Annotated in this window: 20 protein-coding genes; 6 read left to right on the plus strand and 14 right to left on the minus strand. The window is 73.9% G+C overall.

All coding sequences use genetic code 11. From position 1 onward, the window contains the following. Positions 1–180: 180 nt before the first annotated feature. The 9 genes from ACGFIM_RS11445 to ACGFIM_RS11485 form a co-directional block, all read right to left on the minus strand. Positions 181–2,781, minus strand: coding sequence for a DUF3488 and transglutaminase-like domain-containing protein (locus tag ACGFIM_RS11445; protein WP_393198324.1), 2,601 nt, complete (start codon positions 2,779–2,781; stop codon positions 181–183). Beyond that, positions 2,769–3,893: a DUF58 domain-containing protein gene (locus tag ACGFIM_RS11450; protein ID WP_393198327.1), complete on the minus strand. Its 1,125-nt coding sequence runs from the start codon at positions 3,891–3,893 to the stop codon at positions 2,769–2,771. The genes ACGFIM_RS11445 and ACGFIM_RS11450 overlap by 13 nt, the downstream gene beginning before the upstream one ends. After that, the gene (locus ACGFIM_RS11455; protein ID WP_393198330.1) at positions 3,890–6,070 is read right to left on the minus strand and encodes a hypothetical protein; all 2,181 of its coding nucleotides are present in this window, start codon (positions 6,068–6,070) and stop codon (positions 3,890–3,892) included. The genes ACGFIM_RS11450 and ACGFIM_RS11455 overlap by 4 nt, the downstream gene beginning before the upstream one ends. Before the next feature lie 112 nt (positions 6,071–6,182). Then, a complete protein-coding gene (locus ACGFIM_RS11460; RefSeq protein WP_393198333.1) occupies positions 6,183–6,923 on the minus strand; it encodes a class I SAM-dependent methyltransferase in 741 nt (246 codons plus the stop codon). A 103-nt stretch (positions 6,924–7,026) separates the two neighbouring features. Continuing rightward, the gene (locus ACGFIM_RS11465; protein WP_393198336.1) at positions 7,027–8,055 is read right to left on the minus strand and encodes a LacI family DNA-binding transcriptional regulator; all 1,029 of its coding nucleotides are present in this window, start codon (positions 8,053–8,055) and stop codon (positions 7,027–7,029) included. A gap of 117 nt (positions 8,056–8,172) precedes the next feature. Then, a complete protein-coding gene (locus ACGFIM_RS11470) occupies positions 8,173–8,892 on the minus strand; it encodes a cupin domain-containing protein (RefSeq protein ID WP_393198339.1) in 720 nt (239 codons plus the stop codon). After that, positions 8,889–9,791 carry a PmoA family protein gene (locus ACGFIM_RS11475; RefSeq protein WP_393198342.1) on the minus strand — a complete coding sequence of 301 codons (903 nt, stop codon included), beginning with the start codon at positions 9,789–9,791 and terminating at the stop codon, positions 8,889–8,891. Before ACGFIM_RS11475 ends, ACGFIM_RS11470 begins: the two co-directional genes overlap by 4 nt. Beyond that, the gene (locus ACGFIM_RS11480) at positions 9,788–10,879 is read right to left on the minus strand and encodes a Gfo/Idh/MocA family protein (protein ID WP_393198345.1); all 1,092 of its coding nucleotides are present in this window, start codon (positions 10,877–10,879) and stop codon (positions 9,788–9,790) included. Before ACGFIM_RS11480 ends, ACGFIM_RS11475 begins: the two co-directional genes overlap by 4 nt. A gap of 612 nt (positions 10,880–11,491) precedes the next feature. Then, a complete protein-coding gene (locus tag ACGFIM_RS11485) occupies positions 11,492–12,523 on the minus strand; it encodes a LacI family DNA-binding transcriptional regulator (RefSeq protein WP_393198347.1) in 1,032 nt (343 codons plus the stop codon). Positions 12,524–12,656: 133 nt separating this feature from the next. Here ACGFIM_RS11485 and ACGFIM_RS11490 point away from each other — a divergent pair, with 133 nt between their 5' ends. Together ACGFIM_RS11490 and ACGFIM_RS11495 are read left to right on the plus strand one after the other, a co-directional pair. Then, positions 12,657–13,934 (plus strand): serine hydrolase domain-containing protein, encoded by a 1,278-nt coding sequence (locus ACGFIM_RS11490; RefSeq protein ID WP_393198350.1) that lies wholly within the window; start codon positions 12,657–12,659, stop codon positions 13,932–13,934. Between the two features lie 119 nt (positions 13,935–14,053). Further along, positions 14,054–14,470, plus strand: coding sequence for a hypothetical protein (locus ACGFIM_RS11495; RefSeq protein ID WP_393198353.1), 417 nt, complete (start codon positions 14,054–14,056; stop codon positions 14,468–14,470). A gap of 185 nt (positions 14,471–14,655) precedes the next feature. On the opposite strand, the gene ACGFIM_RS11500 is transcribed toward ACGFIM_RS11495, so the two are convergent. The 3 genes from ACGFIM_RS11500 to ACGFIM_RS11510 are packed head-to-tail and all read right to left on the minus strand — an operon-like array spanning position 14,656 to position 16,104. Continuing rightward, a complete protein-coding gene (locus ACGFIM_RS11500) occupies positions 14,656–15,192 on the minus strand; it encodes an NADPH-dependent FMN reductase (RefSeq protein WP_393198356.1) in 537 nt (178 codons plus the stop codon). Next, on the minus strand, positions 15,189–15,350 hold the full coding sequence (locus ACGFIM_RS11505; protein WP_393198359.1) for a hypothetical protein: 162 nt from the start codon (positions 15,348–15,350) through the stop codon (positions 15,189–15,191). Before ACGFIM_RS11505 ends, ACGFIM_RS11500 begins: the two co-directional genes overlap by 4 nt. Next, positions 15,343–16,104: an ABC transporter ATP-binding protein gene (locus ACGFIM_RS11510; RefSeq protein ID WP_393198362.1), complete on the minus strand. Its 762-nt coding sequence runs from the start codon at positions 16,102–16,104 to the stop codon at positions 15,343–15,345. Before ACGFIM_RS11510 ends, ACGFIM_RS11505 begins: the two co-directional genes overlap by 8 nt. Before the next feature lie 151 nt (positions 16,105–16,255). Between ACGFIM_RS11510 and ACGFIM_RS11515 the strand changes: the two genes are divergently transcribed. The 4 genes from ACGFIM_RS11515 to ACGFIM_RS11530 all read left to right on the plus strand — a co-directional run bounded on the left by ACGFIM_RS11515 (position 16,256) and on the right by ACGFIM_RS11530 (position 19,065). Continuing rightward, positions 16,256–16,588: a putative quinol monooxygenase gene (locus tag ACGFIM_RS11515; protein ID WP_393198365.1), complete on the plus strand. Its 333-nt coding sequence runs from the start codon at positions 16,256–16,258 to the stop codon at positions 16,586–16,588. A 219-nt stretch (positions 16,589–16,807) separates the two neighbouring features. Further along, entirely contained in the window at positions 16,808–17,779 is a 972-nt protein-coding gene (locus ACGFIM_RS11520) for an ROK family protein (protein WP_393198368.1), read from the plus strand. A 38-nt stretch (positions 17,780–17,817) separates the two neighbouring features. Beyond that, entirely contained in the window at positions 17,818–18,768 is a 951-nt protein-coding gene (locus tag ACGFIM_RS11525) for a hypothetical protein (protein ID WP_393198371.1), read from the plus strand. 3 nt (positions 18,769–18,771) lie between these two features. Continuing rightward, positions 18,772–19,065 (plus strand): hypothetical protein, encoded by a 294-nt coding sequence (locus ACGFIM_RS11530; protein WP_393198373.1) that lies wholly within the window; start codon positions 18,772–18,774, stop codon positions 19,063–19,065. 104 nt (positions 19,066–19,169) lie between these two features. On the opposite strand, the gene ACGFIM_RS11535 is transcribed toward ACGFIM_RS11530, so the two are convergent. Together ACGFIM_RS11535 and ACGFIM_RS11540 are read right to left on the minus strand one after the other, a co-directional pair. Further along, positions 19,170–20,036 carry a fumarylacetoacetate hydrolase family protein gene (locus tag ACGFIM_RS11535; protein WP_393198376.1) on the minus strand — a complete coding sequence of 289 codons (867 nt, stop codon included), beginning with the start codon at positions 20,034–20,036 and terminating at the stop codon, positions 19,170–19,172. Between the two features lie 600 nt (positions 20,037–20,636). Then, positions 20,637–21,839: an Ig-like domain-containing protein gene (locus ACGFIM_RS11540; protein WP_393198379.1), complete on the minus strand. Its 1,203-nt coding sequence runs from the start codon at positions 21,837–21,839 to the stop codon at positions 20,637–20,639. Positions 21,840–22,022 lie beyond the last annotated feature (183 nt).

Genomic DNA, 22,022 nt, shown 5'->3' on the forward strand with positions numbered 1-22,022 from the left:
TACCCCGGGCTGTCCTCCGCTCGCGCCGCGCCATCGTCCCGGCTGCCCTCCGGTCGTACCGCGCGGCCGTCCAGGCCGTCCGCCGAGACCGGCCGCCGTCCGGGCCCGGGCCGGGACAGGCCGTCATCCCGCTCGGCTCCGCCGGGCCACGCGGTCCTGCCCGGCGGATCTCGACCGGCCTCAGCCGAACAGCGACATCGGCGACAGCCGGCCGGCGGCCCGGCGCCACACCCCCACCTTCCGCTTCACCAGCGCGTCGACCGTGGCGTGGTGCCGCCAGGCCAGGTCGGCGTCCGCGGCGTCCACGGGGGTGTCGGCGAACGTGGCGAGGTTGGCCAGGTCGGCGAGGGCCGCGAGCGGTTCGCGGGCGGCGGGGTCCAGCGCCCGTTCCGCGAGGAACGCCACCTCGCCGGCGGTCAGCGTCCCCGTCGTGACGGGCAGCCCGGCGGTGCGAAGGCGGATGACGGTCTGCTGCCAGGCTCCGGCGACGCGGGCGGCGGGCGAGGGAGCCCTGCGGCGGCGCGCCTTGCGCACGGCGGGGACGATCGCGACGGCGAGCAGGTAGACGGCGACCAGGCCCCCGCCGGCGGCGAGCCACACCAGCGGCCCGGCCGAGGCGTCCTCGCCGGGGACCGGCGGCGGGGTGGGGCGGTCGGTGGACGGCTCAGGCGTCGGCTCGGCCTGTCCTGCGGACTCGTTGATGGCCTGCTCGATCTCCTTGGCCTGCTTGGGTGCGCCCTCGGCGACGTCGCCGCCGTCGCCGGAGCGCGTACGGGACGGCGTCGGATAGAACGGCACCCACCCGATGCCGTCGAACTCGACCTCCGCCCAGGCCAGCACGTCACCGCCGCGCACCTGACGGACGCCGCCCTCCTTCGTCCCGGGCCGGAACCCGACGACGATCCTGGTCGGCAGCCCGAGCGCGCGCCCCAGCAGCGCGAACGAAGCGGCGAACTGCTCGGTCGTCCCCCGCTTCGACTCGGTCAGGAAGAACTCGATGCTGCGGTAGCTGTGCCCGGGGGGCGCGTTGACGTCGTTCACGGCGTGCTTGCGCAGGAAGGAGGCGAGCTTGGCGGCCTGCTGGCCCGGGCTGCGCGCTCCCCTGGTGGCGCGGCGGGCGATCTCGCCGAGGCGGGCGCGCTGGGGCGGGGTGCGGCCGTCGGGCCCGTCGGGCAGGCGGCGCCGCTCCGGATCGTCGGCGGGGGTCGCGTGGCGCAGCTCGGCCGCCGGATATTTCCGGATCCCTGAGGTCACCTGGTACGTCAGCCCTTCCCGCGCCCGCGTACCGGCCAGCATGCCGCTGTCAGGATCGACGACGAGGTCCGTGCCGGTCGCGGAGAGCGGCCTGTCGGCGGCGGGCAACCACGGGCCCGGCAGCTTCTGCACGGTGAAGCGCTGCTCCACGGTCTCGCGCGCGGCGTCCTCACCGCCGGGGACGCGCCCGCCCGTGGGGACGAACCCGGCGCTGGAGGTCCAGCTCACGCCGTCGAAGGTGTCCAGGACGGCCAGCCGCAGGTTCGCGTCGGACGGCGTCTCGACCGTGAACAGCTCGCGGCGCGGGTTCTGCAGCCACGCCGACACCTGGTCGAGCGCGCTCACGCCCTTGATCTGGCGCGGCGGCGGCTGCTCGACGAGGGTCCGTACGTCGAAGGGCCGCTCGGCGACGGGCAGCAGGGGCGCCACGACGGTGGCGGCCGCCACCAGCAGGACCAGCACCGGCACCCCCGCCGCCACGGCGAGCGGCGACCTGCCGGTCCTGACCAGGCCGAGCAGCAGGACGAGGCCCGCGAAGCAGGCCGCGTACGGCACGACCGTCCCGCCCCCGGCCACCCCGAGCACCACGGCCACCGCGAACACCGGCAGCACGGCGACGGCGGGCAGCATCGCGGCACGGCGGCGCAGCGCCAGCTCGGCCGCCACGGTGGCGGCGGCCCAGACCAGGAAGCTGACCAGCACGATCGCGGGACTGCCCGGGGCGGCGGGCAAGATGGTGGTGAGCAGCCATCCGCCCGCATCGCGCACCCCGGTCAGCGCCGCCCCGACGGCGGACGGCCCGGGCAGGAACCCGAGCCACGCCTGCTCCCTGAACAGCGTCGCCGACACCGCCGTCAGCCACGCCAGCACGCCGATCGGGATCGTCCCCCACAGCGGCAACCGCCCGGCCGGCGCCAGCGCCAGCACGCACGGCCCGCCCGCCGCAAGCCCGACCACGGGCAGCAGCGACTCCAGCGGGAACACCCCGTCGAACGCCAGCCCCGCACAGGCGGCCAGCAGACCGGCGACGACAACGGCGGCCGCCTTCCGCCCCGCCGGTTCCCGCTCGGAGGCGGTGGTCTTCGATCCGGCCGCCGGCTCCTGCCCGCCGACGGCCGTCCCAGGTGCGGAGGCGGCCTCACCGGCCGCCCTCGCCGCCACGCCGTCCTGCCCGGCTCCGGTCTCACCGGCCGCCGCTCCGACCGGCCCGGTCGCGAGCCCACCGGCCGGTCCTGCCACACCGCTCAGACCGGATGCGTGCGCGGGCGCGGCGCCGCTCTGGGCCACCGCGAACCCACCGCCCCGCCCGGACGACACGCCGCTCTGGCCGGGCACGGCGCCCTGCGCCGAGGCGGGGCGCGGCTCCCCCGGGGCCGGGGCCTGCGCGGGCGCGGCACCGGAGGGCTGGGCCGGGGCGGGGCCGGAGGTGCCGGCCGGCGGTTGTGCCGGGTGCGGGGTGTGTCCCGTCGGGGAGCCGCCGGGGGCGGGGTCGCCCTGGGTCGGCGGGTGCGGGGTCAGCGTGGCCATGCCGCCGCCAGCTCGTCGAGATCGGCCGCCTCGATGACCGTCACCCCGGCCGGGCGGGGCCCGCCGTCCCCGGCAGGCGCGCCGGCGCGGACGAACAGGACCCGGTCGAAGCGGCGGCGCAGCGCCGCGGCGTCCGCCAGGGCCGCGTGGTCGCCGCTGACCAGCACCAGCGCTCCGCCCGCCCCCGCCTGGCGGAGCGCGTGGCGCGGGGGTTCGGCGCCGTCGGAGCGTTCGACGAGGGCGAGCCGGTCGAGCACCTCTTCGTCCTCGCCGGGACCGCCCTTGGCGTGCACCAGCTCGCCGTCCCCGGTGAGCACGCGTACGGGGAACCGGTCGCGGGTGACCGCGCAGGCGGCGGAGGCGGCGATGTCCACGGCGAGCTCGAACTCGTCGTCCCCCTCGTACGACGAGGCGCGGGTGTCGAGCACGACGACGGTGTCCGGCAGGTTGACGTCGGTCAGCTCCTTCACCATGAGCGTGCCGGTCCTGGCGGTCGATCGCCAGTGGACGTGCCGCAGCTCGTCGCCGACGACGTACTCGCGCAGGCCGTTGAAGCTGCTGGCCCCGGCCGGGGCGGAGCGGGATGCGAGCCCGTCGAGGTGCCGGCGCCGCCCGGAGTGCAGCGGCCTGAGCGGCACGGTGCGGGGCCGGACGAGGAGCACGTCGGCCCGGCCGTACGCGATGGAGCGCCGCGCCAGCCCGAACGGGTCGCCGCGGTCGAGCAGCAGCGGCCCCACCTGCGCGCGCCCACGCCGCCCTGTGGGCAGCCGGTACGACATGGTGCGCGCCGCCCGCCGGCCCAGGGACGGCACGTCGACGGTCACCGTGGTATCCCTGCAGGTGTCGCGGGCGACCAGCCCGGCGTGCCGCCACCGGCCGGCGTTGCGCACGTGCAGGACGGCCACGGCGGGCTCCCCTCGCGTCACCTTGACGGGCGTGACCTCGCGCCGCACCTCGAGCCGGGCGCCGCGCACGGTCCACAGCGCGCCGGCGCCCACGGCGGCCAGGCCGGTCACCGCGAGGACCGCCGCCTGGCCGTAGCCGAGCGGCGCGCCCGCCGCGTAGACCAGCGCCGACGCGGCGGCCAGGCCCCACCCCGCGCGGGTGATCATTCGCACTCCCAGAGCGGGGAGGCGGGGAAGCCCCCCTTCGGCGTGGCCACGAGCACGTCGTTGAGCCAGCCGCTGCCGTACTGCGACTCGATCTTGTTCCAGACGTCGCTGCTCCGACCGGTGTACTCGTCGGTGTAGGCGGGGCCCTTCTGCTGGCAGAGCACGGTGAGCGTGATGTACTTCCCCTTCGGGATCCTGCCCGCCTCGGCGCCACCGGGCGCGGAGCGGATGATCGTGTCGACGTCGTCGTTGTCGGCGTTCTTGAACTGGGCGGACGGCGGCTTGAGGTCCGCGGTGGCCTCGGCGCGCTCCTGGCTCTCGCCCGCCTCGTTCTTGGCGCGCAGCGTCCAGGTGTAGCTCTGGCCGTTCTTGAGCCCGGTCACCTCGGCGCTGGTGCCCTCCGGCTGCGCGGGGTGCTGTCCCGGGCCTTCCAGGATGTACGTGACGCCGTCCTGCGCGTTCTCGGGTGCCGACCAGGTGAGGTCGGCTCCGTGGTTCTTGCCCTTGGCGGTGAAGCCGGAGGGCGCGCCGGGGGCGACGCAGGGGCGTACCGGGATGGACGGGGCCGACTCGACCTCGCCGCCGTCGTACACGGCGACGACCTGGAACGTGTACTCCTGGTCGCACCGGCCGCCGGTGACCCGGAACTGGAACGGCCCATCCGGCTTGACCTGCGACGGCGTGACGTCGGCGTCGCCCGGGCCGCCCTTGAGCCGGTAGCCGGTGACCTCGCCCTTGGACGAGGGCGTGAAGACGATCTCCATCCAGCCGGGGCCGGAGTTCGCGGTGACGCCGCCCGGCGGGTCGGGGGTGACGGTCGGCGTCGGCGTGGGCGTCGGCGTGGGGGTCGGTGTCGGGGTCGGTGTCGGGGTCGGCGTGGGCGTCGGCGTCTGGGTGACCGTCGGGGTCGGGGTGGCGGTGACCGTCACCGTCGGCACGGCGGTCGTCGTCTGCGCGGGCACCGTGGTGGTCGCGGTCGGAGCCTGCGTGGTCGCCGTGGTCACCACCGTGGGCTGCACGACGGTCGGGATGTTCGTGGGCTCGGGCAGCGGCGTCGGGGGGGCGCTCTGGCCGAGCGCCTCGTCGTACTTGCCGACGCGGTGCTGCCTGCCGTCCTCCTCGATGACCAGGGCGGTCTCGCTGAACTGGTCGTTCACCCAGAGCAGCCCGTCCTTGACGAACACCTCCAGCGGCCCGGACTTGCCGGTCACGACCCGGTCGGCCTCGAAGCGCTTGGCCACCGTGTCGTACACGATGAGCTTGCCCGCGCTCTCGTCGGGGATGTAGACGCGGCGGCCGAGCGCCTGCGGCGCGCCCAGCTTGCCGCCCTTGACCGCGACCGTGGTGAGCGCGCCGGTGGCGGTGTCCACCAGCACGAGCGCGCCGTCCTTCGGCACGAGCACCGGCACCACCTGGCTCTCGGCGACGGCGGGCACGAGCAGGCCGGCGCCGCTGACCGTGCTGGGCAGGCTGACCTGGAGCCGGGTGCCGGTGCCGCCGATCACCATGGCGGTGGCGGCGGCGGAGTTGGTGACCAGCGGGACGCCGTTCGCGATCGTCAGCGTGAGCGGGTCGCCCGGCTCGCCGACCGTGACCGCCGTGCCCTTCTGATCGCCGTTGATCTGGACGAGCGTGCCCTCCTCGGGGACGGGCACCCACAGCGTGCCGTTCTTGTCCAGGCCGCCCTGCCCGAGCGGCGGCTTGAGGGTGATCGGGGCGCCCATGGCGTCCACGGTGAGCGGGTTGAGCTGCTGGACGGTGCCGCCGCGCGGGTCGATGGCGTACGCCTTGCCCGCGCCCATCACGAGCTGCATGCCGCCCGCGCCGAGGCTGCCGGTCTGCGCCACCTCGAGCTGGGTGGGGTCGATGCGGCTGACCTGGCCGGTGGACGCGTCCATGACGAGCACGTTGTCGCCGTCCTGGACGACCTTGAGCTCCTGCCCGCCGGCGGAGGCGAGGTCCACCCGGCCGTCGAGCTGCCCTGACAGGCCGTTGGCGTGCACCACCTCGCCGTTGAGCGCGCTGGCCAGCCAGGCTCCCACGTCGGAGAGCTTCGGCCGGGCACTGGAGACACCCGTGCCCAGGAACAGGCCCACTCCTACCAGCACGACGGCCAGCGCGGCGGCGACGATCCCCGCCGCCCGCCGCCCCGCCGCACTCCGCCACCGAACGGCCACTGCTTCACTTCCCGCGAACTTCGTGCGCATACGTGTCCGCGGACACACTAGGGCGGGTCCGGAGGGTCACGAGCTCCCTTCAAATAACGTGGAAATGTCGTGAAATAGCACCTCAGCCGGGTCGGCGGGCCAGCAGCGCGAAGCGGTGCGCGGTGGCCTTGAGCGGGCGGCCCCTGGCCATCTCCTCGTGCACGGAGCGGAGGCGGGCGTCGTACGCCGCCGCGTCGAACCCGGGGATCTGCCACGAGATCAGCCGCAGGAACAGCACGAGCGCCCCGATGTCGTGGAAGGCCGTGGTGAACGTGCCCTCCTCGCTCCAGACCACGTCGAGCCCCGCCGCCCGCAGGCCGGCGACGGCGCCGGTGAGATTCCACGCGGCGTCCTCGTGGGGCGGGCCGTCCAGGGCGGCGTTCAGCTCCTCCAGGTCACGGCCGCCCACCTGCTGGGTGAGGTACGTGCCGCCGGGGACCAGGAGGCGGCGGATCTCCTCGGGCCGGTACGACTCGTGCCGGTTGATGATCAGATCGAAGGAGGCGTCACCGAAGGCGTCCGTGCCCTCGGCCACCTCGACGCCGAGAGGTTCCAGCCGGGCCTTCGCGACCGGGACGTTGGGGGCGTACTCCTCGGTCGCGGCCGTGCACGGGGGCAGCGGGGCGAGCGATGCGAGCAGCTCGCCGCCGCCCGTGCCCAGGTCGAGCAGCGCCTTCGCGGCCGGGAGCCGGTCGCGCACCATCGCCTCGTAGTCCCACGCCAGGCCGCCCTCATACGTCACGCGGTCGCCGAACAGCGAGAAGTCCCAGCCCTCGAAGGGGGTGTCCAGCGCCTCGCGGATCAGGTCGTCGTAGCCCTTCATGCCCGCGATCCTGCCGGACGGCCCCGCCTCCGCGCACCGCATCATCGGGTGGGTGAGGAGAAAGGGCGGCGCGGCTCGGCGGTCCCGTCCTCGCCGGTGACGGTCAGCGGGGTGGGGTGCTGGCACGGAGGATGACGCGGGCGGAAAGGCGCACCCCGGCCTCCCGGGCGCCGGCCTCGCAACCGGTCTCGCCGTCCGACAGCGCGAGGCGTACGGCGGACGCGCCCGCCTCGCGCAGCGGCACCGCGACCGAGGTCAGCGCCGGCACGACGTCCACGGCGGGCGCGATGTCGTCGAACCCGGCCACCCCGACGTCCGCGCCCGGGACGACCCCGGCCTCGCGCAGCCCGGTCATCGCGCCGATCGCCATCACGTCGTTGACCGCGAACACCGCCTCGACGTCCCCGATCCCCCGCTCGGCGAGCCGCCGCGCCGCCGCGTACCCGCCGTCGCGGGTGAAATCGGTCTCGACGGCCACCGGCTCGGGCACGCCGGACCCGGCGAGCCCGGCCAGGAACCCCTCGTGCCGCTCGCGCGAGGTGCGCAGCGCGGCGGGGGCGTGCAGGACGGCGAAGCGCCGATAGCCCGCGCCGAGCAGGGCACGGGCGAGTTCGGCGGCGCCGCCCGCGTTGTCGATGGTCACGGTCGGGTACGGCAGGTCCCGCTGGCTGATCATGACGACCCGCCCGCCCGCCGTCCGGTACGCCTCCAGCTCCTCCACCAGCGCGTCCCTGGTGCCGGCCCCGTCGATGCGGCTGCCGGTGACGATGACGACGCGCGGGCGGGTGCCCCTGAGCGTCCTGACGATCTGCAGCTCGCGCTCGGGCGAGCCGCCCGCCACCGCCATCGTGACGATGAGCCCGGCGGCCTCGGCCTCCCCGATCACTCCGGCGGCGATGGCGGAGAAGTACGGGTCGGCCACGTCGCGGACCACCAGCGCGACGGTCCTGGTCGAGCCCTTCGCGATGGCCTGGGCCGACAGGTGGGGCCGGTAGCCGAGCCGTTCGGCGGCGGCACGGACGCGGGCGACGTTCTCCGCGCGGACGTTGCGCGCGCTGCCGTTGAGCGCCCGGGAGGCGGTGGCGACGGAGACCCCGGCCTCCCTGGCGACGTCGTGCAGGGTCGGCGGCACGGCCGCTCCCTGCGGCCCGTCAGCCGCGCCGCTCACCGGCACCGTGTGGTCCGGCACCGTGTGGTCCGGCACCGTGTGGTCCGGCGCCGGGGACCCGTCAGCCGTGCCGCTCACCGCTCACGACCGGGTGTGGACGATGGGGTGGGCGACGTCGTGGGCGCGCAGGTGGCCGCACATGCCCCACCGCTGCTCCTCGGGCGACTCCATGAGCGCCGCGTCCATCAGGTGGGCTCCGTCGCCGCGCTCCAGGGCGTCGAGCACGGCGGCGGTACGGCGGGTCTCCTCGGCGACCGTGCGCTCCCAGATGCCCCGCCACTCGGCGACCCGGCCGCGGACGAGCGCGACCGCGCTGTCGTAGAAGGCGCGCAGCGCGTCCGGCCCGCCGTCCACGAGCCGCAGGAACCCCTCGACGGCCAGCTCCCTGCGGCGGCGCACCGCCTCCTCGGCATCGGTGGCGGGCAGCGTGGCGGCCTCGCGGTAGCGGCCCGGGTCGGCGACCACGTCCGGCGGGAACGTCATGACCGCGTCCCCCGCCTCCGGCAGCCCCGCGTTGGACATCACGACGACCACCTCCAGGCCGCCCCTGTTGACGGCGCGGTGGATGGTGCCGGGCGTGAACCACACGGTGGTGCCGGGACGCAGCTCGGTCTCGCGCAGGCCGCGCGCGTCCAGCGTCTGCAGCGCGCCCTCGCCGCCGATCACCACGTACGCCTCCGTCGAGGCGGTGTGCAGGTGCGGCGTGCCGCCCTCCAGGCCGTCGGCGCAGGCGTTGCCGGAGTAGACCGACAGGCGGCTGATCGACGTGCCGCCGGGGAAGGCCCCGGGAGCGGCGGTCATCGCAGCGCCTCCCTCCCCCGCGCGGCGAGCTCGGCCGTGCCGTCCTCGCCCCGGTCGCCGTCGGCGATGACGACCGCGTACCGGAAGCGCAGGCTCTGACCGTCGGGCAGCGGCACCTCCTCGCTGAAGAACGGCGCGGGGCACAGGCAGGCGAAGTATTCGGAGCGGGCGAACCACTGCGGCGGGTGCTGCGGGTTCGCGGTGTCGTCCACCATGACGATCGTGGACCACTCGCCGGTCTCGTCGTGCCGGCCGCGGAAGCCGAACCACTCGGCGCGCTCACCGCGCAGCTCGTCGCCGCCCGCCTTGCCGGGCGACTGGATGATGCCGCCGGTGAACGAGCGGGGACCGCGCCAGAACAGGCCGCCGTAGCCGGCGTTCTCGCGGCCCTTGGTCGTCGGGGAACCGAAGTCGAGCGTGGCGCCGGAGACGTTCGTCATCGTCGTCTCGAAGACCAGCGTCCAGGCGTCGCCGTCCACCACGAACGCGCTCAGCGAGCGCTCCTCCTCGAGGATCGGCGCGCCCGCCTGCGACGTCCAGCCGAGCGTGTGGGCGATCTCGACCCGGCCGCCGTCCGCCGTGAGCTTCGTCATCTCGCGGTGGGTGGCGGAGCCGTTGTTGTCGAGCTGGACGTAGCGGCCGTCGGTGAACGTCGGCCCGCCCCAGAAGTTGTGCTCGCCCACGTGCGGCAGCGACCAGGCGATGCCCTTGTGCCAGACGTGGTCGTGCGGCCGGTAGAGCGACACCAGCGCGCCGCCGAGCGTGCGGATCGGGTGCAGGTACGGCTTGGGCGACTCCAGCACCGGCGTGTCCGGGCGGTAGACGTAGGTGAACAGCTCGACGTCGCCCGCCGTCACCGCGACGGACCTGCCGATGGTGTGGGTGGCCTGCAGGTTCACTGGTTCCTCCAAGGGGCGCCGGTGCCGTCCATTCTTCGGGCGAAGGGGCTGTCCGCGGTGATCTGCCCGGCCCGTACGCGCTCGCCGGTGAAGGCGGAGGCGTACAGCGCGGCGATGAACTCCATCGTGCGGCGGGCGTCCTCGGTGGTGACCGGCGGCTTCTCGCCCCGGTCGAGCGCGTCGAGCACGGCCGCGAACCAGCCGCTGTGGCCGCTCGACCCCTCGGTGCGGTCGGCCTCCCACACCGTCTTGATCTCCTCGTGGGCGGGCGCCGGGGTGACCGTCCAGTCGTCGTCGGTGTAGCCGTACAGGTGCTCGACCTCGACGGTGGCGTGCTCGTAGTCGAAGCGCAGCACGGAGGTCTCGCGCGGCGACACCACCGAGTTGACGACCGTGGCCAGGGCGCCGTTCTCGAACCTCACCAGCGCCATCGACACGTCCTCGGTCTCCACCGGGCGGGCCTGGCGGGCGGCCATGGCGGTGACCTCGGTCCACGGGCCGAGCACCGACAGCAGCAGGTCGAACTGGTGGATGCCGTGCCCCATGGTGGGGCCGCCGCCCTCCGACTCCCAGGTGCCGCGCCACGGGACCGCGTAGTAGTCCTCGCCCCGGTACCACTGGGTCAGGCAGGTGGCCACCAGCGGGCGGCCCAGGTCGCCGGCGCCGGCCAGGCGGCGCAGCCGGGCCGCGCCCGCGCCGAAGCGGTGCTGGAGCACGGTCGCGACGTGCGCGCCGGTGCGCTGCTCCGCCTCGATGAGCCGGTCGAACTCGGCGAGCGAGAGCGTCGGCGGCTTCTCCACCAGGGCCGTCACCCCGGCCTCCAGGCAGGCCAGCGCGAGCGGGGCGTGCAGCTGCGGCGGCGTGCACAGGTGCGCGACGTCGAGCTCCTGCTCGCGCAGCAGCTCCTCGGCGTCGGTGTAGGCGTGCGGGACTCCGTACGTGTCGGCGAACTCGCGGGCCCGGCCGGCGTCCACATCGGCCACGGCGACGAGCTCCGCCCGTCCTCCGGAGTTCTGCACGGCCCTGGCGTGGGCGTGGGCGATCCCTCCGGTGCCGATGATCGCGGCCCGGTACTGCTGTCGAGACATGTGTTCCTTCGTCCGGGGGTCGGGTCGAGCGCCGCCGGGGAACGGCGCGCGGTCGCTTTCGGCCGGCACGGCCGTGGCGGGAAAACGTATTCCGCAGTCTGCCCCGCACTCACAAGACCGTCAAGAGTGGACATTCAGCGCAATATGTGCGCATCCCCGCCTCCGGCCCTGCACCCCTCCCGCCTCCCCGCACCGGTGCCCCGGCGCCGCCCGCCGGAGAAGCGCCACCTCCGGCCGCACCCCACCCGCGCCACGCACCCTCCCGCCACGCCGCACCGCGCCACGCACCCTCCCGCCACGCCGCACCGCGCCACGCACCCTCCCGCCGGACCGCGCTTCGCCCACGGTGACCCCGGCTTACCGCGCCTCCGGCCCCTGCCTCCCCGCTACGCCGCCCCTCCCGCCCCGCGCCTCTTTCCGCCTCACGGCGTAGCGCTCCTTCCCTCACCGCGCCGGCGGGCCTGCGGCTCCTCGGCGAAGGAGCGGCCGGCGGAGCCGAACCGGAGCGAGAGAGCAGGAGGGCGCGTCAGGAGCGCGGGCGGGCAGGGCACCCGGAGGGCGTCAAGAGCGGAGGCAGGTGGCGGCGCGGGCAGGCAGGGCGCCGGGAAGGGGTCAAGGGCGGGGGCGGGTGGTGGAGCGGGGGGTGAGGTGGCCGGTCAGGCGGAGGTGGCGGATGGGGCCGGGGCCGGCGAGGGCGAAGCGGATCGCCTGGGCGCCCGCCTCGGCGAGCGGGAGCGCCACGGTGGTCAGCGGCGGCGTGACGTCGCGGGCTAGCGGGATGTCGTCCACGCCCGTCACGGACACCTCGCCGGGCACGTCGACCCCGGCGTCGCGGAAGCCGGACAGCGCGCCGATGGCGATGGTGTCGTTGACGGCGAGCACGGCCTCCCTCCCGTCCATGCCGGCGGCGGCCAGCTCGCGGGCCGCGGCGTAGCCGCCGTCCCTGCTGACGGGGCAGGGCACGATGAGGATGTCGCGCTCGCGCACGCCGCCCACGGTGAGCCCGGCGACGCATCCCGCCGTGCGGCCGGCGAGGTTGTGCATGGCGGTCGTGCCGGCGAGGATCGCCACCCGCCGGTGCCCGAGGCTCGCGACGTACTCCCCCGCGGTCCGCCCGATGCGGTGGTTGTCGAAGTCGATGGTGTCGAACGGCAGGTCGGTGTCGCCGAAGATCACCGCCCGGCCGCCGTCCCGCCGATACGACAGCAGCTCCTCGGCCAGCCGGTCACCGGGCGCGTTCGTGAGGTAGCGGTTGGAGGTGACGACGAGCGCCCGCGGCCGCAGCGACCGCAGCACGCGCACGGTCTCGGCCTGCCGCTCGGCGTCGCCCATGGTGGCGGAGACGGTGACGAACGCGCCCGCCGTGCTGGCCTCCCGCTCCATCGCGGCCACCACCATGCCCATCGACGGCGTGGTCAGGTCGTCGGCCACGAGCGCGATGGAGTCGCCCGCCCTGCGCATGGCCCTGGCGGCGGCGTCGGCGGTGTAGCGCAGGGCCTTGGCGGCGGCCAGCACGCGGGCCTCGTACTCGGGGGCGACCTTCCTGGTGCTGCCGCTGAGCACGCGGGAGGCGGTGGAGACCGACACGCCCGCGGCGGCGGCCACGTCGTGCAGCGTGACCGTGGGCCGCGCCGCGTGGGGCATCCGCTACCGTCCTCTCGTGGGCGTACGGGCAGGGATTGCAGCGTACTGTCCCGGAAGCGTATGACGCGTGTCATATGGACCTCGTGACACCGGCGACTGCCCAGGAGGGACCGCTGTCGATCATGCTGGCGGCATGACAATGCGACAGTTGGGAAAGACCGCCGGCCGACGCGCCGCCGTGGCCGCGATGACGATCGGCGTCCTGCTCGCCGCAACGCCCGCCCAGGCGGCCGAGGGCGGATCCGGGTCCGGGTTCGACCGGCAGCAACTGCGCCAGGCGCTCAGCGCCGTGCACGAGGCCGGCATGTTCGGTCTCTACAGCGCGGTGAACGACGGCGCGAAGAGCTGGCGGGGCGCCTCCGGCGTGGCCGAGGTGCGGACGAACCGCCCGGTCACCTCCGGCATGGTGCACCGCGTGGGCAGCATCACCAAGACGTTCACCGCCGTCGCCATGCTCCAGCAGGTGGCGCGCGGCAAGGTGGAGCTGGACGCGCCGATCGGCCGCTACCTGCCCGACGTGGTGCCGGGCGAGCGCGGGCAGCGGATCACCGTGCGAATGCTGCTCAACCACACCAGCCACATCGCCGACTTCGTCGGCCCGGCGTTCCCCTCGCTGTACGAGGGCTCGCCGCAGAGCCTCGACGACAACCGCTTGCGCCGCTTCACCCGCCAGGAGGTCGCAAGGCTCGGCCTCGACGCCCCGCCGACGGGCGCGCCGGGGTCCACGCCCGGCGTGTACTCGAACACGAACTACGTGCTCGTGGGCATGATCCTGCAGAAGGTCACGGGCCTGGAGCCCGAGGAGTACATCACGCGGCACGTGATCCGCAAGGCGGGCCTGCGGCACACGTCGTTCCCGCGCACGCCGTTCATCCCGGGGCCGCACTCCAAGGCGTACGAGTCGCTGTTCGGCATGATCGACCCGCCGCGCGACTACAGCGTCTACGAGGTGTCGTTCCTCAACACGGCCGGGGCGCTCACGTCCACGATGGACGACCTCAACCGCTTCTTCCGCGCGCTGCTGCGCGGCGAGCTGATCGGCCCCGCCGAGCTGACGGAGATGCGCAAGACGGTGCCGGTGGAGGCCGGCGGGGTGCTGAACTACGGGCTCGGCATCTACGCCTACGACCTGCCGTGCGGCCGGTTCTGGGGGCACAGCGGCAGCGTGTTCGGCATGGCCACGGAGTCGCTGACCAGCGAAGACGGCAGGCGCCAGGTCTCCATGGGCGTGAACAGGACGAAGTACCAGACCATTGACGAAAGCGGCCAGGTCGTGCCGCACGACATCGACTACGCCACCGCGTCGTACCTGCTGCTCGCGGCCTGCGGAAGCAGCGGGGACGCGCAGGTCAGGGCGGCGGCGCCGCAGTTCGTCCCGTTCGCGGTGGATCAGGTGCGGGTCAAGCGCTGAGGTGTGGCGCCCGTCACATCCGTTGTGTGGATTCCTGCGCAGTTGATCCGGTACGTCCTCCGTAATGTCCCTGGTGCCGGGAGCGTCCCGGCACCAGGACTCAGGGGGAGGAACCCGACATGCGCAAGGCTCTTGCGATCACCGCTCTCGCCGGTTCGATGACCGTCACCGGCCTGGCCATGACCCCGGCCGCGCAGGCCGCCACCCAGACCGCCGCGGCCGCGAGCGCCGCTTCTTCGGCGGGGACGAGCTGGGGCAAGTTCTTCTCCAGCGACCACAAGGCGTACACGTTCGGCAAGACCTGGAAGTCGCATGGCAAGGTCTTCACGAAGTGGTACGGCGTCGACGGGCGCGGCGGCAAGAAGGGCTGGGTCTGGTTCGAGGTCTACCAGAACGGCCGCTGGGTGAGGTTCGACAAGGCCTGGGACGGCAAGGTCGTCGGCACCTGGAGCGGCCGCGGGATCTCGAAGGTCTACACCTTCACCTGCTGGGCCGGGAAGTTCGACAACTGCGGCAGGAAGCACCGCATCTACTGATGACGGAAGCGGCGAAGGGCCCGCGTCGCACGCGGGCTCCGTTCCAGCGGCCCCCCGGTCCGCCGGAACGGAGCGTTCGCGCGGCCGTCCGCCCTGAGCGGCGGCCCGGCGAAAGCGGCGGCGGCGCTGCTCTTTCCCACGGACCCGGCCGCCGCCGCGGCCTGATGCGCCCTCGCGCGTGCCGCTCAGGCGGGGGTGTCGACGCGCGGGCCGATCTGGGCGGCGATCTGCGGGGCGACGCGCTCCGCCCAGGCGGCGAGCACCTCGTCCAGCTTCGGCAGGTCCGCCTCCAGCACGGCGAGGCCCGGCGTGGGAACGGTGGCGCCCAGCTCCACCAGCAGCGGCCGCAGGTGCACCTCGACCGCGAGCGAGTGCCGGGCGTCGCCCATGACGAGCAGCGGCAGCGCCGGCTTGCCCGCCAGCGCGTTCGGCGGCAGCCGGTCGAGGAACGCCTTGAGCAGCCCGGTGTAGGTGCCCTTGTAGGTGGGGCTGGCCACGACCAGCACGCTCGCCTCGGCCACCTGCTCCAGCGCGACCTCCACGCCGCCGGACGCGCCGGGCCCGAACAGGTGCGGGCCGAGCGCCGACAGGTCGATCACCTCGTACGAGTCCGCCGCCGCGAGCCCGTCGATGCGCTGCCCGACGGCTTTGGCGGCCTCGACGGCCACGGTCAGGGTGCGGGATCCGCTGCGGGGGTTGCCCACCAGGACGACGACGCTCATCGGATCACCGCCGCGATGGCGCGTAGCCGGCCGCCGCGCGCCTGCGGCTCCGGCCGTCGTTCCTCGTCACTCACCCAGTCCTCCTCGGCCTCGTCATCGGGCAGGTCGTACCAGTGGACGTCGCCCTCGCGCTCGTCCAGCCGTGTCGTGTCAGCCATGCGCGGCCGCCACCCTTCGTTCCCTGGCCGCCGCGACCTCGCAGCGCAGCAGGCTCCACACCTGCCGGCGGCCGCATGCCGCCGGCCGGGCCCGCGGGGTCTCCCCCGGCGGGCCGACGTCCACGATCTCTCTGATGCGGCCCGGCGCCGCCGTCATCACCGCGACCCGGCGCCCCAGCCTGACGGCCTCGCCGAGGTCGTGGGTGATGAGCAGCACGGTCTTGCCGGTCTTCCGCCAGACGCGGACGAGCTCCGTGCCGAGGCGTGCGCGGTCGCGCGCCTCCAGCCCGGCGAACGGCTCGTCCAGCAGCAACACGCCCGGGTCGAAGGCGAGGCTGCGGGCGAGGGCGACGAGCTGCCGGTCCGCGAGAGGCAGCTCGTACGGATAACACTCCCCGGCCCCGGCCAGCCCCACCAGCTCCAGCAGCTCGCGGGCCCGCCGGTCGCGCTCCCCTCCATGCACGCCGCGGGCCTCGAGCCCGAACTCCACGTTGGCCCGCGCGCTGCGCCACGGGAAGAGCCCGTGCTGCTGGACGACCACGCCGCGCTCCAGCGCGGGCCCGGTGACGGGGACGCCATCGATGAGCACCTGCCCACGGGTGGGCCGGACGAGCCCCGCGACCAGCGCGAAGATGGTCGACTTGCCACAGCCGCCGGGGCCGACGAGGGTGAGCAGCTCGCCGCCGCGCACGTCGAGATCGACGCCCGACAGCACCGTGACGGGGGCGGCCGGATCGCCGACCTCCAGCGTCACGCCTCTCAAGCTGAGATGCGGGCCCTGACTCATGCGTACGAAGCTACGAGCCATCGCCCATAAAGTCAACATTTCCTACATGAGATGAAGACAATACGGCGCCGCTATCGTCAGCCATAGAGCCGCTGACGATTCACATCGAGGGGTATCGATGATCTTCATTACCGCGAAGTTCCGCGTCCTGCCCGAGCACGCCGACGCCTGGCCGGACATCACCCGCGAGTTCACCGAGGCCACGCGCGCGGAGCCCGGCTGCCTGTGGTTCGACTGGTCGCGCAGCCTCGACGACCCGAACGAGTACGTGCTGGTGGAGGCGTTCAGGGACGACGAGGCCGGAGCCGCCCACGTCCAGTCGGAGCACTTCAAGAAGGCCCAGCAGACGCTCCCGCCGCACCTGGCGGAGACACCGCGCATCGTGAACACCACCATCGCCCAGGACGACTGGTCCGAGCTCGGCGAGATGGCCGTCAAGAAGGACGCCTGAGCCACCGCACCGCTCCCGCCGCCCCCTGCCGCCACACCGCGACCAGGGGGCGGCGGGCGCGCATCCCTCCCCCGCGGCGGGCCGTCACGCGAACGTTACGAGCGCCCCGGCAACCCCTCGCAGCAGCGTCACCCCAGCTCAGAGCCCACATCGCGACACGCGCCTCTTTTTTTATCCGGGTTACTGACGAAAAACAGGACGCCTCGGCAGACTCTCCGCATGGCACCACCCAGTGGCCCGCTGTCGCAGCTGCGGCGCGGGCACGAAGAGCTCGTGCTCGGCCTGCTGCGCAAGCACGGCCCCCTCAGCCGGGGCGAGCTGGGCAAGCGCTGCGGGCTGTCCAGGACGACCCTGTACGACATCCTCGCCGAGCTGGTCGCGAACGGCGCCGTGGTCACCGCGTCCCCGCAGGAGGCGCCGCGCGGCCGCGGCAGACCGGCCGAGACGCTGACCCTGAACCCGGACGCCGGCCAGGCCATCGGCATCGACTTCGCCAGGGGCGGCCTGCACGTCGCGGCCGTCAACCTGGCGCACGAGATCGTCGGCTCCGCGAGCGAGCCGCACGACGCCGACCTGCCGTGGGAGCAGCGGGTCGAGCTGGCGGAACGGCTCATCGGCTCGCTCACCGGCACCGGCTCGGGAGCGCTGCGGCTCGGCGCGCTCGACGCGATCGGCGTCGGCGTGGTCGGCGCCCAGGCCGAAGGCCCCGCAGGCGAGGAACCGGAGAGCCGGGAGGGCACCGGCGAGAGGCCGCCGCATCCCGTGCAGGTGCTGCTGCGCGAGCGGTTCGGCGTTCCGGTGCTGCTCGACAACAACACCAGGCTGGCCGCGCTCGGCGAGGCCATCTGGGGCGCGGCCGCGGGCGGTCAGGACGTGCTCTACCTGCGGCTGTCCCACGGCGTCGGCGGCGGGCTGGTGGTCGGCGGCTCGCTGCACCGCGGCGCGTACGGGCTGTCGGGCGGGCTCGGCCACATCACGGTCGAGCCCGGCGGCGCGCCCTGCGGCTGCGGCGGCACCGGCTGCCTGGAGACCGTGGCCTCCATCAATCGGCGCCCTCGACTACGACCCGACGCTCAGCTCGTTCGAGAAGGAGGGCTCGACCGCCTGAGCGGAGCCGCTGGGCTTCCCGGCGCCGCCGACCGATTCCCGTTCCGGCAAACGCGTGTCGCCGAGCCCGGTTCGTGTGCTTGACTCCCGCCTTGGCACACCGGCACCGATGGGGAGAGTTCATGGGGGAGTTCGTGGGGATCGACCCCCGTGGCGCGCACGAGCTGATCCGCCGGATGGAGGCGGTCAAGGCGTACCTGAGCGGAACCCGGCCCGTCCTCGACGCGGCCATCGCCGAAGCGGGCCAGGACTGGGCGGGCCGCCAGGGCACCACCGCCATGCACCGCGCCTGGATGTTCCTCCACGAGTCCCAGCAGGACCTGAAGTGGCGCATCGACACGATCGAGCAGCTCGTACCGGTGCGGGAGCGCGGCATGCTGGCCGCCGCCTTCCCCTTCTCCTCCGAGCCGGACGCGCGGCAGGCGGCGGAAAGCGCCGCCCAGGCGATCCTCGCGGCGGACAAGGGGACGCCGGGCGCAGGGGCGCCGGGCGCCGGCACGGTGCGAGACGAGGTCGCCGGGGCCGTCGCGGCCATCGAAGCGGAGGCCGGCGACCCCGCCTACGCGGCGGCGCTGCTGGAGGCGCTCGGCCCGGAGACGTTCACCCGGCTGCTCGAAGGCCTGCCCCGGGAGCAGGGCAGGCCGCTGGCGCGGGCGTACGCGAGCGCCGAACGCACCGGGCGGCTCGGCGACGCCTGGCACGACCTCGTGGGCACCGCGCCGTCCGCCGCGCTGGCCGCGCTGGTCACGGGGGCCGTGCAGTCGGGGACGGTGCTCAACCGGGTCGCGCTCACGCTGCTGAACCGCCCGCAGGACACCGCCTGGAGCCCCCGCGACCTGCTCCAGCCGTACGCCGCCGACCCGCTGGCGTTCCAGCAGCTGCTGGCCGAGCATCCGCGCGAGTCGCGCACCCTGCTGAGCGCCGCCACCGCCGACCCGTCCGCCGCGCAGGCGCTGGCCACCGCGCTGCACGAAGCGCTGCAGCCCGGCGTCGGGGCCGACGGGCTGCGCGAACGCGCCTGGACCACCGTCATCGGCTCACCGGGCGGCCGGCCTGCGGCCGGAGGCGGCTGACCCATGGCCAGCAAGCACCAGCTCCTTCGCGAGGCGGCCGACAAGGAGTCGCTGGCGGCCGCGTTCATGCGGTACGCCAGGGGCCTGGCGGGCGCGTTCGACGGCCTGCCGGCGCGGCCCGCCGACTGCGAGCCGTACTGGACAGGGCCGGCCGTCGAGCGCTACCTGACGCAGGTCGTCAGGCTCCGCCGCGAGCTGGCCGACCTGGAGGACTCCTGCCTGGCCACCGCCGACAATCTCCGCCGCCGCGCCGCCACCCTCCGCGCCACCGCCGCCACCCTCCCCACCGACCCCTGACACCCACGCCACCCCCCGGCACGCCGGACGTGCCGCCGCCCGGAAGGGCCGGGGCGGCGCGTCCTGGGTGAGTCGTCGCCGGTGGGCCGGAGCCTCCGGGGTGGTCAGCGCATGGCGGACAGGCCGCGGACCACGCCGGTGGTCAGCGTGCCGACCTCGGAGATGGAGATGGTGACGGTGTCACCGTGCTGCAGCGTGAACGGCAGGTCGGGCACCAGGCAGGTGCCGGTGGCGAGCACGGCGCCGTCGGGGAAGGAGTCGGCGCGGAAGAGGTAGCCGGCCAGGTCGTCGAGCCGCCGGTTGAGCTGGGAGGTGCTGGCCTTGCCCTCCCAGGCGGTCTCGCCGTCCCTGACGATGGTGAGCGCGATGTCCAGCGCGTACGGGTCGGCGACCTCCCACGCGGGCCGGATCCCGGGCCCGACCGCGCAACCACCGAGGTAGATCTTGGCCTGGGGCAGGTAGAGCGGGTTGACCCCCTCGATGGTGCGGGAGCTGACGTCGTCCACGACGGTGTAGCCGACGATCTCGCCGTGGGCGTTCAGGACGAGACCCAGCTCGGGCTCCGGCACGTCGACCTCGGAGTCCTCACGTACGGAGATCCGGCCGCCGTGGCCGGAGACCTTCCAGGCCACGGACTTGAAGAACAGCTCGGGGCGCTCGGCGTCGTACACCAGCTCGTACACGTCGGCGGCGCGCTCGCTCTCCTGCACCCTCGCCTCGCGGGAGCGCCGGTAGGTGACGCCCGCGGCCCACACCTCCATGCGGCCGTCCACGGGCGGCAGCAGGGTGACGGAGTCCGAGGGGTGGCGCGGACCGTCGGCCGCCGCGCACCGCTCCCGCAGTTCGTCGGAGGACAGCCGGAGCAGCTCGCCGACCGTGCTGATGCCGGAGAGCTCGACCACCTGCTCGCCGTCGTCGATACCGACCGCGTCAGCACTGCTCAGAGGGCTGGTGAACCGTACGATCCGCATTCCTGCTCCTAGCTTCATCAGACGAGGGGGATCATGACATCCGATGAATCGTCCCCTGGGATCAACCTAGTAGGTCGCCGGGACGATGGGGAGGGGCGGTCCGGGTTGTGGGCAGGCGGGTGACCAGGCCGCCGTCCGGCGCCCGCGGGCCGGTCTGAGCCCGGGGTGGCGCCGCCCTCCGGGGCGGCCGAGGATCGCAACAGCCCGGATCATGTCCAAGGCCCCGGCTCAGAACGTGACCAGGAATTCGTAGCAGTTGAGCAGCCAGACGAGCAGCCACAGGGCGAGAGTCGGGAGCGGGATCAGCCCCCGTCCGGTTCCGTATTCAGGCACCCGATACCACGCGCCTTCCTTCCGACGGCGGGGCCAGGCTCGCAGCCCGCGTCCGGGGATGTGTGCGCTCTTCAAGCGACCGGCGCTCCTACAATTTTCCGTTTTCGCGGCGGTTCCGGATTTGGTGCTCCCTTAACGGGACAGCGTTCCTGTTGTGCCCCTCATGATAATTCGCCGGTATGGACCACTGCGGTATACGTCGCCAAAGGATTCCCGATTGTGTCCTTTACCGCCGCACAAGCAAGCGGCGATAAGCGGAAATGTCGCCTATCCGGTGACAGGCTTGCCGAGGGCGCTGCCCGCCAGCCAGTCCTCCCACGACTTGGCCCACGGCGTCGGCCCGTTGCCGAACCGCAGTTTCCTGGACGTACCGGTCACCTCGATGATGTCGCCGCGCTGGGTGAAGTCGTAGAACCAGCGGGCGTCGGCGGGGCTCGCGTTCACGCAGCCGTGGCTGACGTTCGAGTTCCCCTGCGCGCCGGTGGACCAGGGGGCGGCGTGGAAGAACGTGCCGCTGTACGTCATCCGCACGTTCCATTTGGTCTTGATGCGATATTCACCGGGCTTGCCGATCGTGGCGGAGTCCATGACCATGTCGGCCACCTTCTCCTGCGCGATCATGACGCCGGAATAGCTGTCGTCGCCCGGCCTGCCGAGGCTCACCGGGATGGTTTTGACGACCTTGCCGTTCTCGCGGACGACCGCTTCATGGGTCTTGGCGCTGACCTTGGTGATGTGCTCAGGTCCGACGGTGAACGTCAGGCTGCGGTCCTTCGTGCCCCACAGCCCCGGCCCCGCCCGCAGCCCCGCCAGGTGTGCGACGACGGTCACCTTCTCCCCGACCGGCCAGTACTCCCGCGGCCTGAACTGCACCTCGCGGTCGCTCACCCAGCTCCACGCACCCTCGACCGGTTTCGACATGCGCACCACCAGCGACCGCTCGATCGCCGCCCGCGCCTTACGCGAGGTGATCGGCCGCGACAGCAGGAGCTGCACGGGCATCCCGACGCCGACCTTCTCGCCGTCGAGCGGCGCCATGCCGCTCTCGAGCACGCGCTTCGGCTTGAGCGTGGTGAACGTGGACGTCGCGGTCACCTGCCGTCCACCGGCGCCGGTGGCCTGGGCCCGCACCGTGTACGTCGCCGAGGGCCGCAGCGGCCACTGGGGCCGCCACGTGCCGTCGTTCCCCATGACGCCCTTGACGGCGCGGCCCTTGGCGTCGGTCACGGTCACCTGCGTCACCCGGCCTCCGGTCGCCTTGACGGCGATGCCGGCATCGGGCGCGACCTTCTTCGCGCCGTTCGCCGGGGTGATCGTCAGCCCGGCCGCCGGAGGCCGCTGCCCGCCCTTTCCCGGACCGCCCTGATCGTGCCCGCGCTGCTCTGAGCCGCTCTTATCCGGCCCGCCCTGAGGGCCGCCCGGTGCCGTGCAGCCTGCGATGGCGAGCAGCACCGCCGTCACGACGGCCACGAGGGCGGGGGTAGGGGTGGGGGTGGTCCGGCCGTTCCGCATCATCGATGCCTCCCGTGCCTGAAAAAGAGGGATTTATCCACATTAGACCGTTTCCGGCGATCCGGCGGACACCTGCCCGGATTGGCGCCGCGCATACGGGCTCCGGCACGCGCGGCGCGACTGAATGATCTTGATCTGGCG

The organism is Nonomuraea sp. NPDC049309 (assembly GCF_043196965.1).
Taxonomy (GTDB): domain Bacteria; phylum Actinomycetota; class Actinomycetes; order Streptosporangiales; family Streptosporangiaceae; genus Nonomuraea; species Nonomuraea fastidiosa.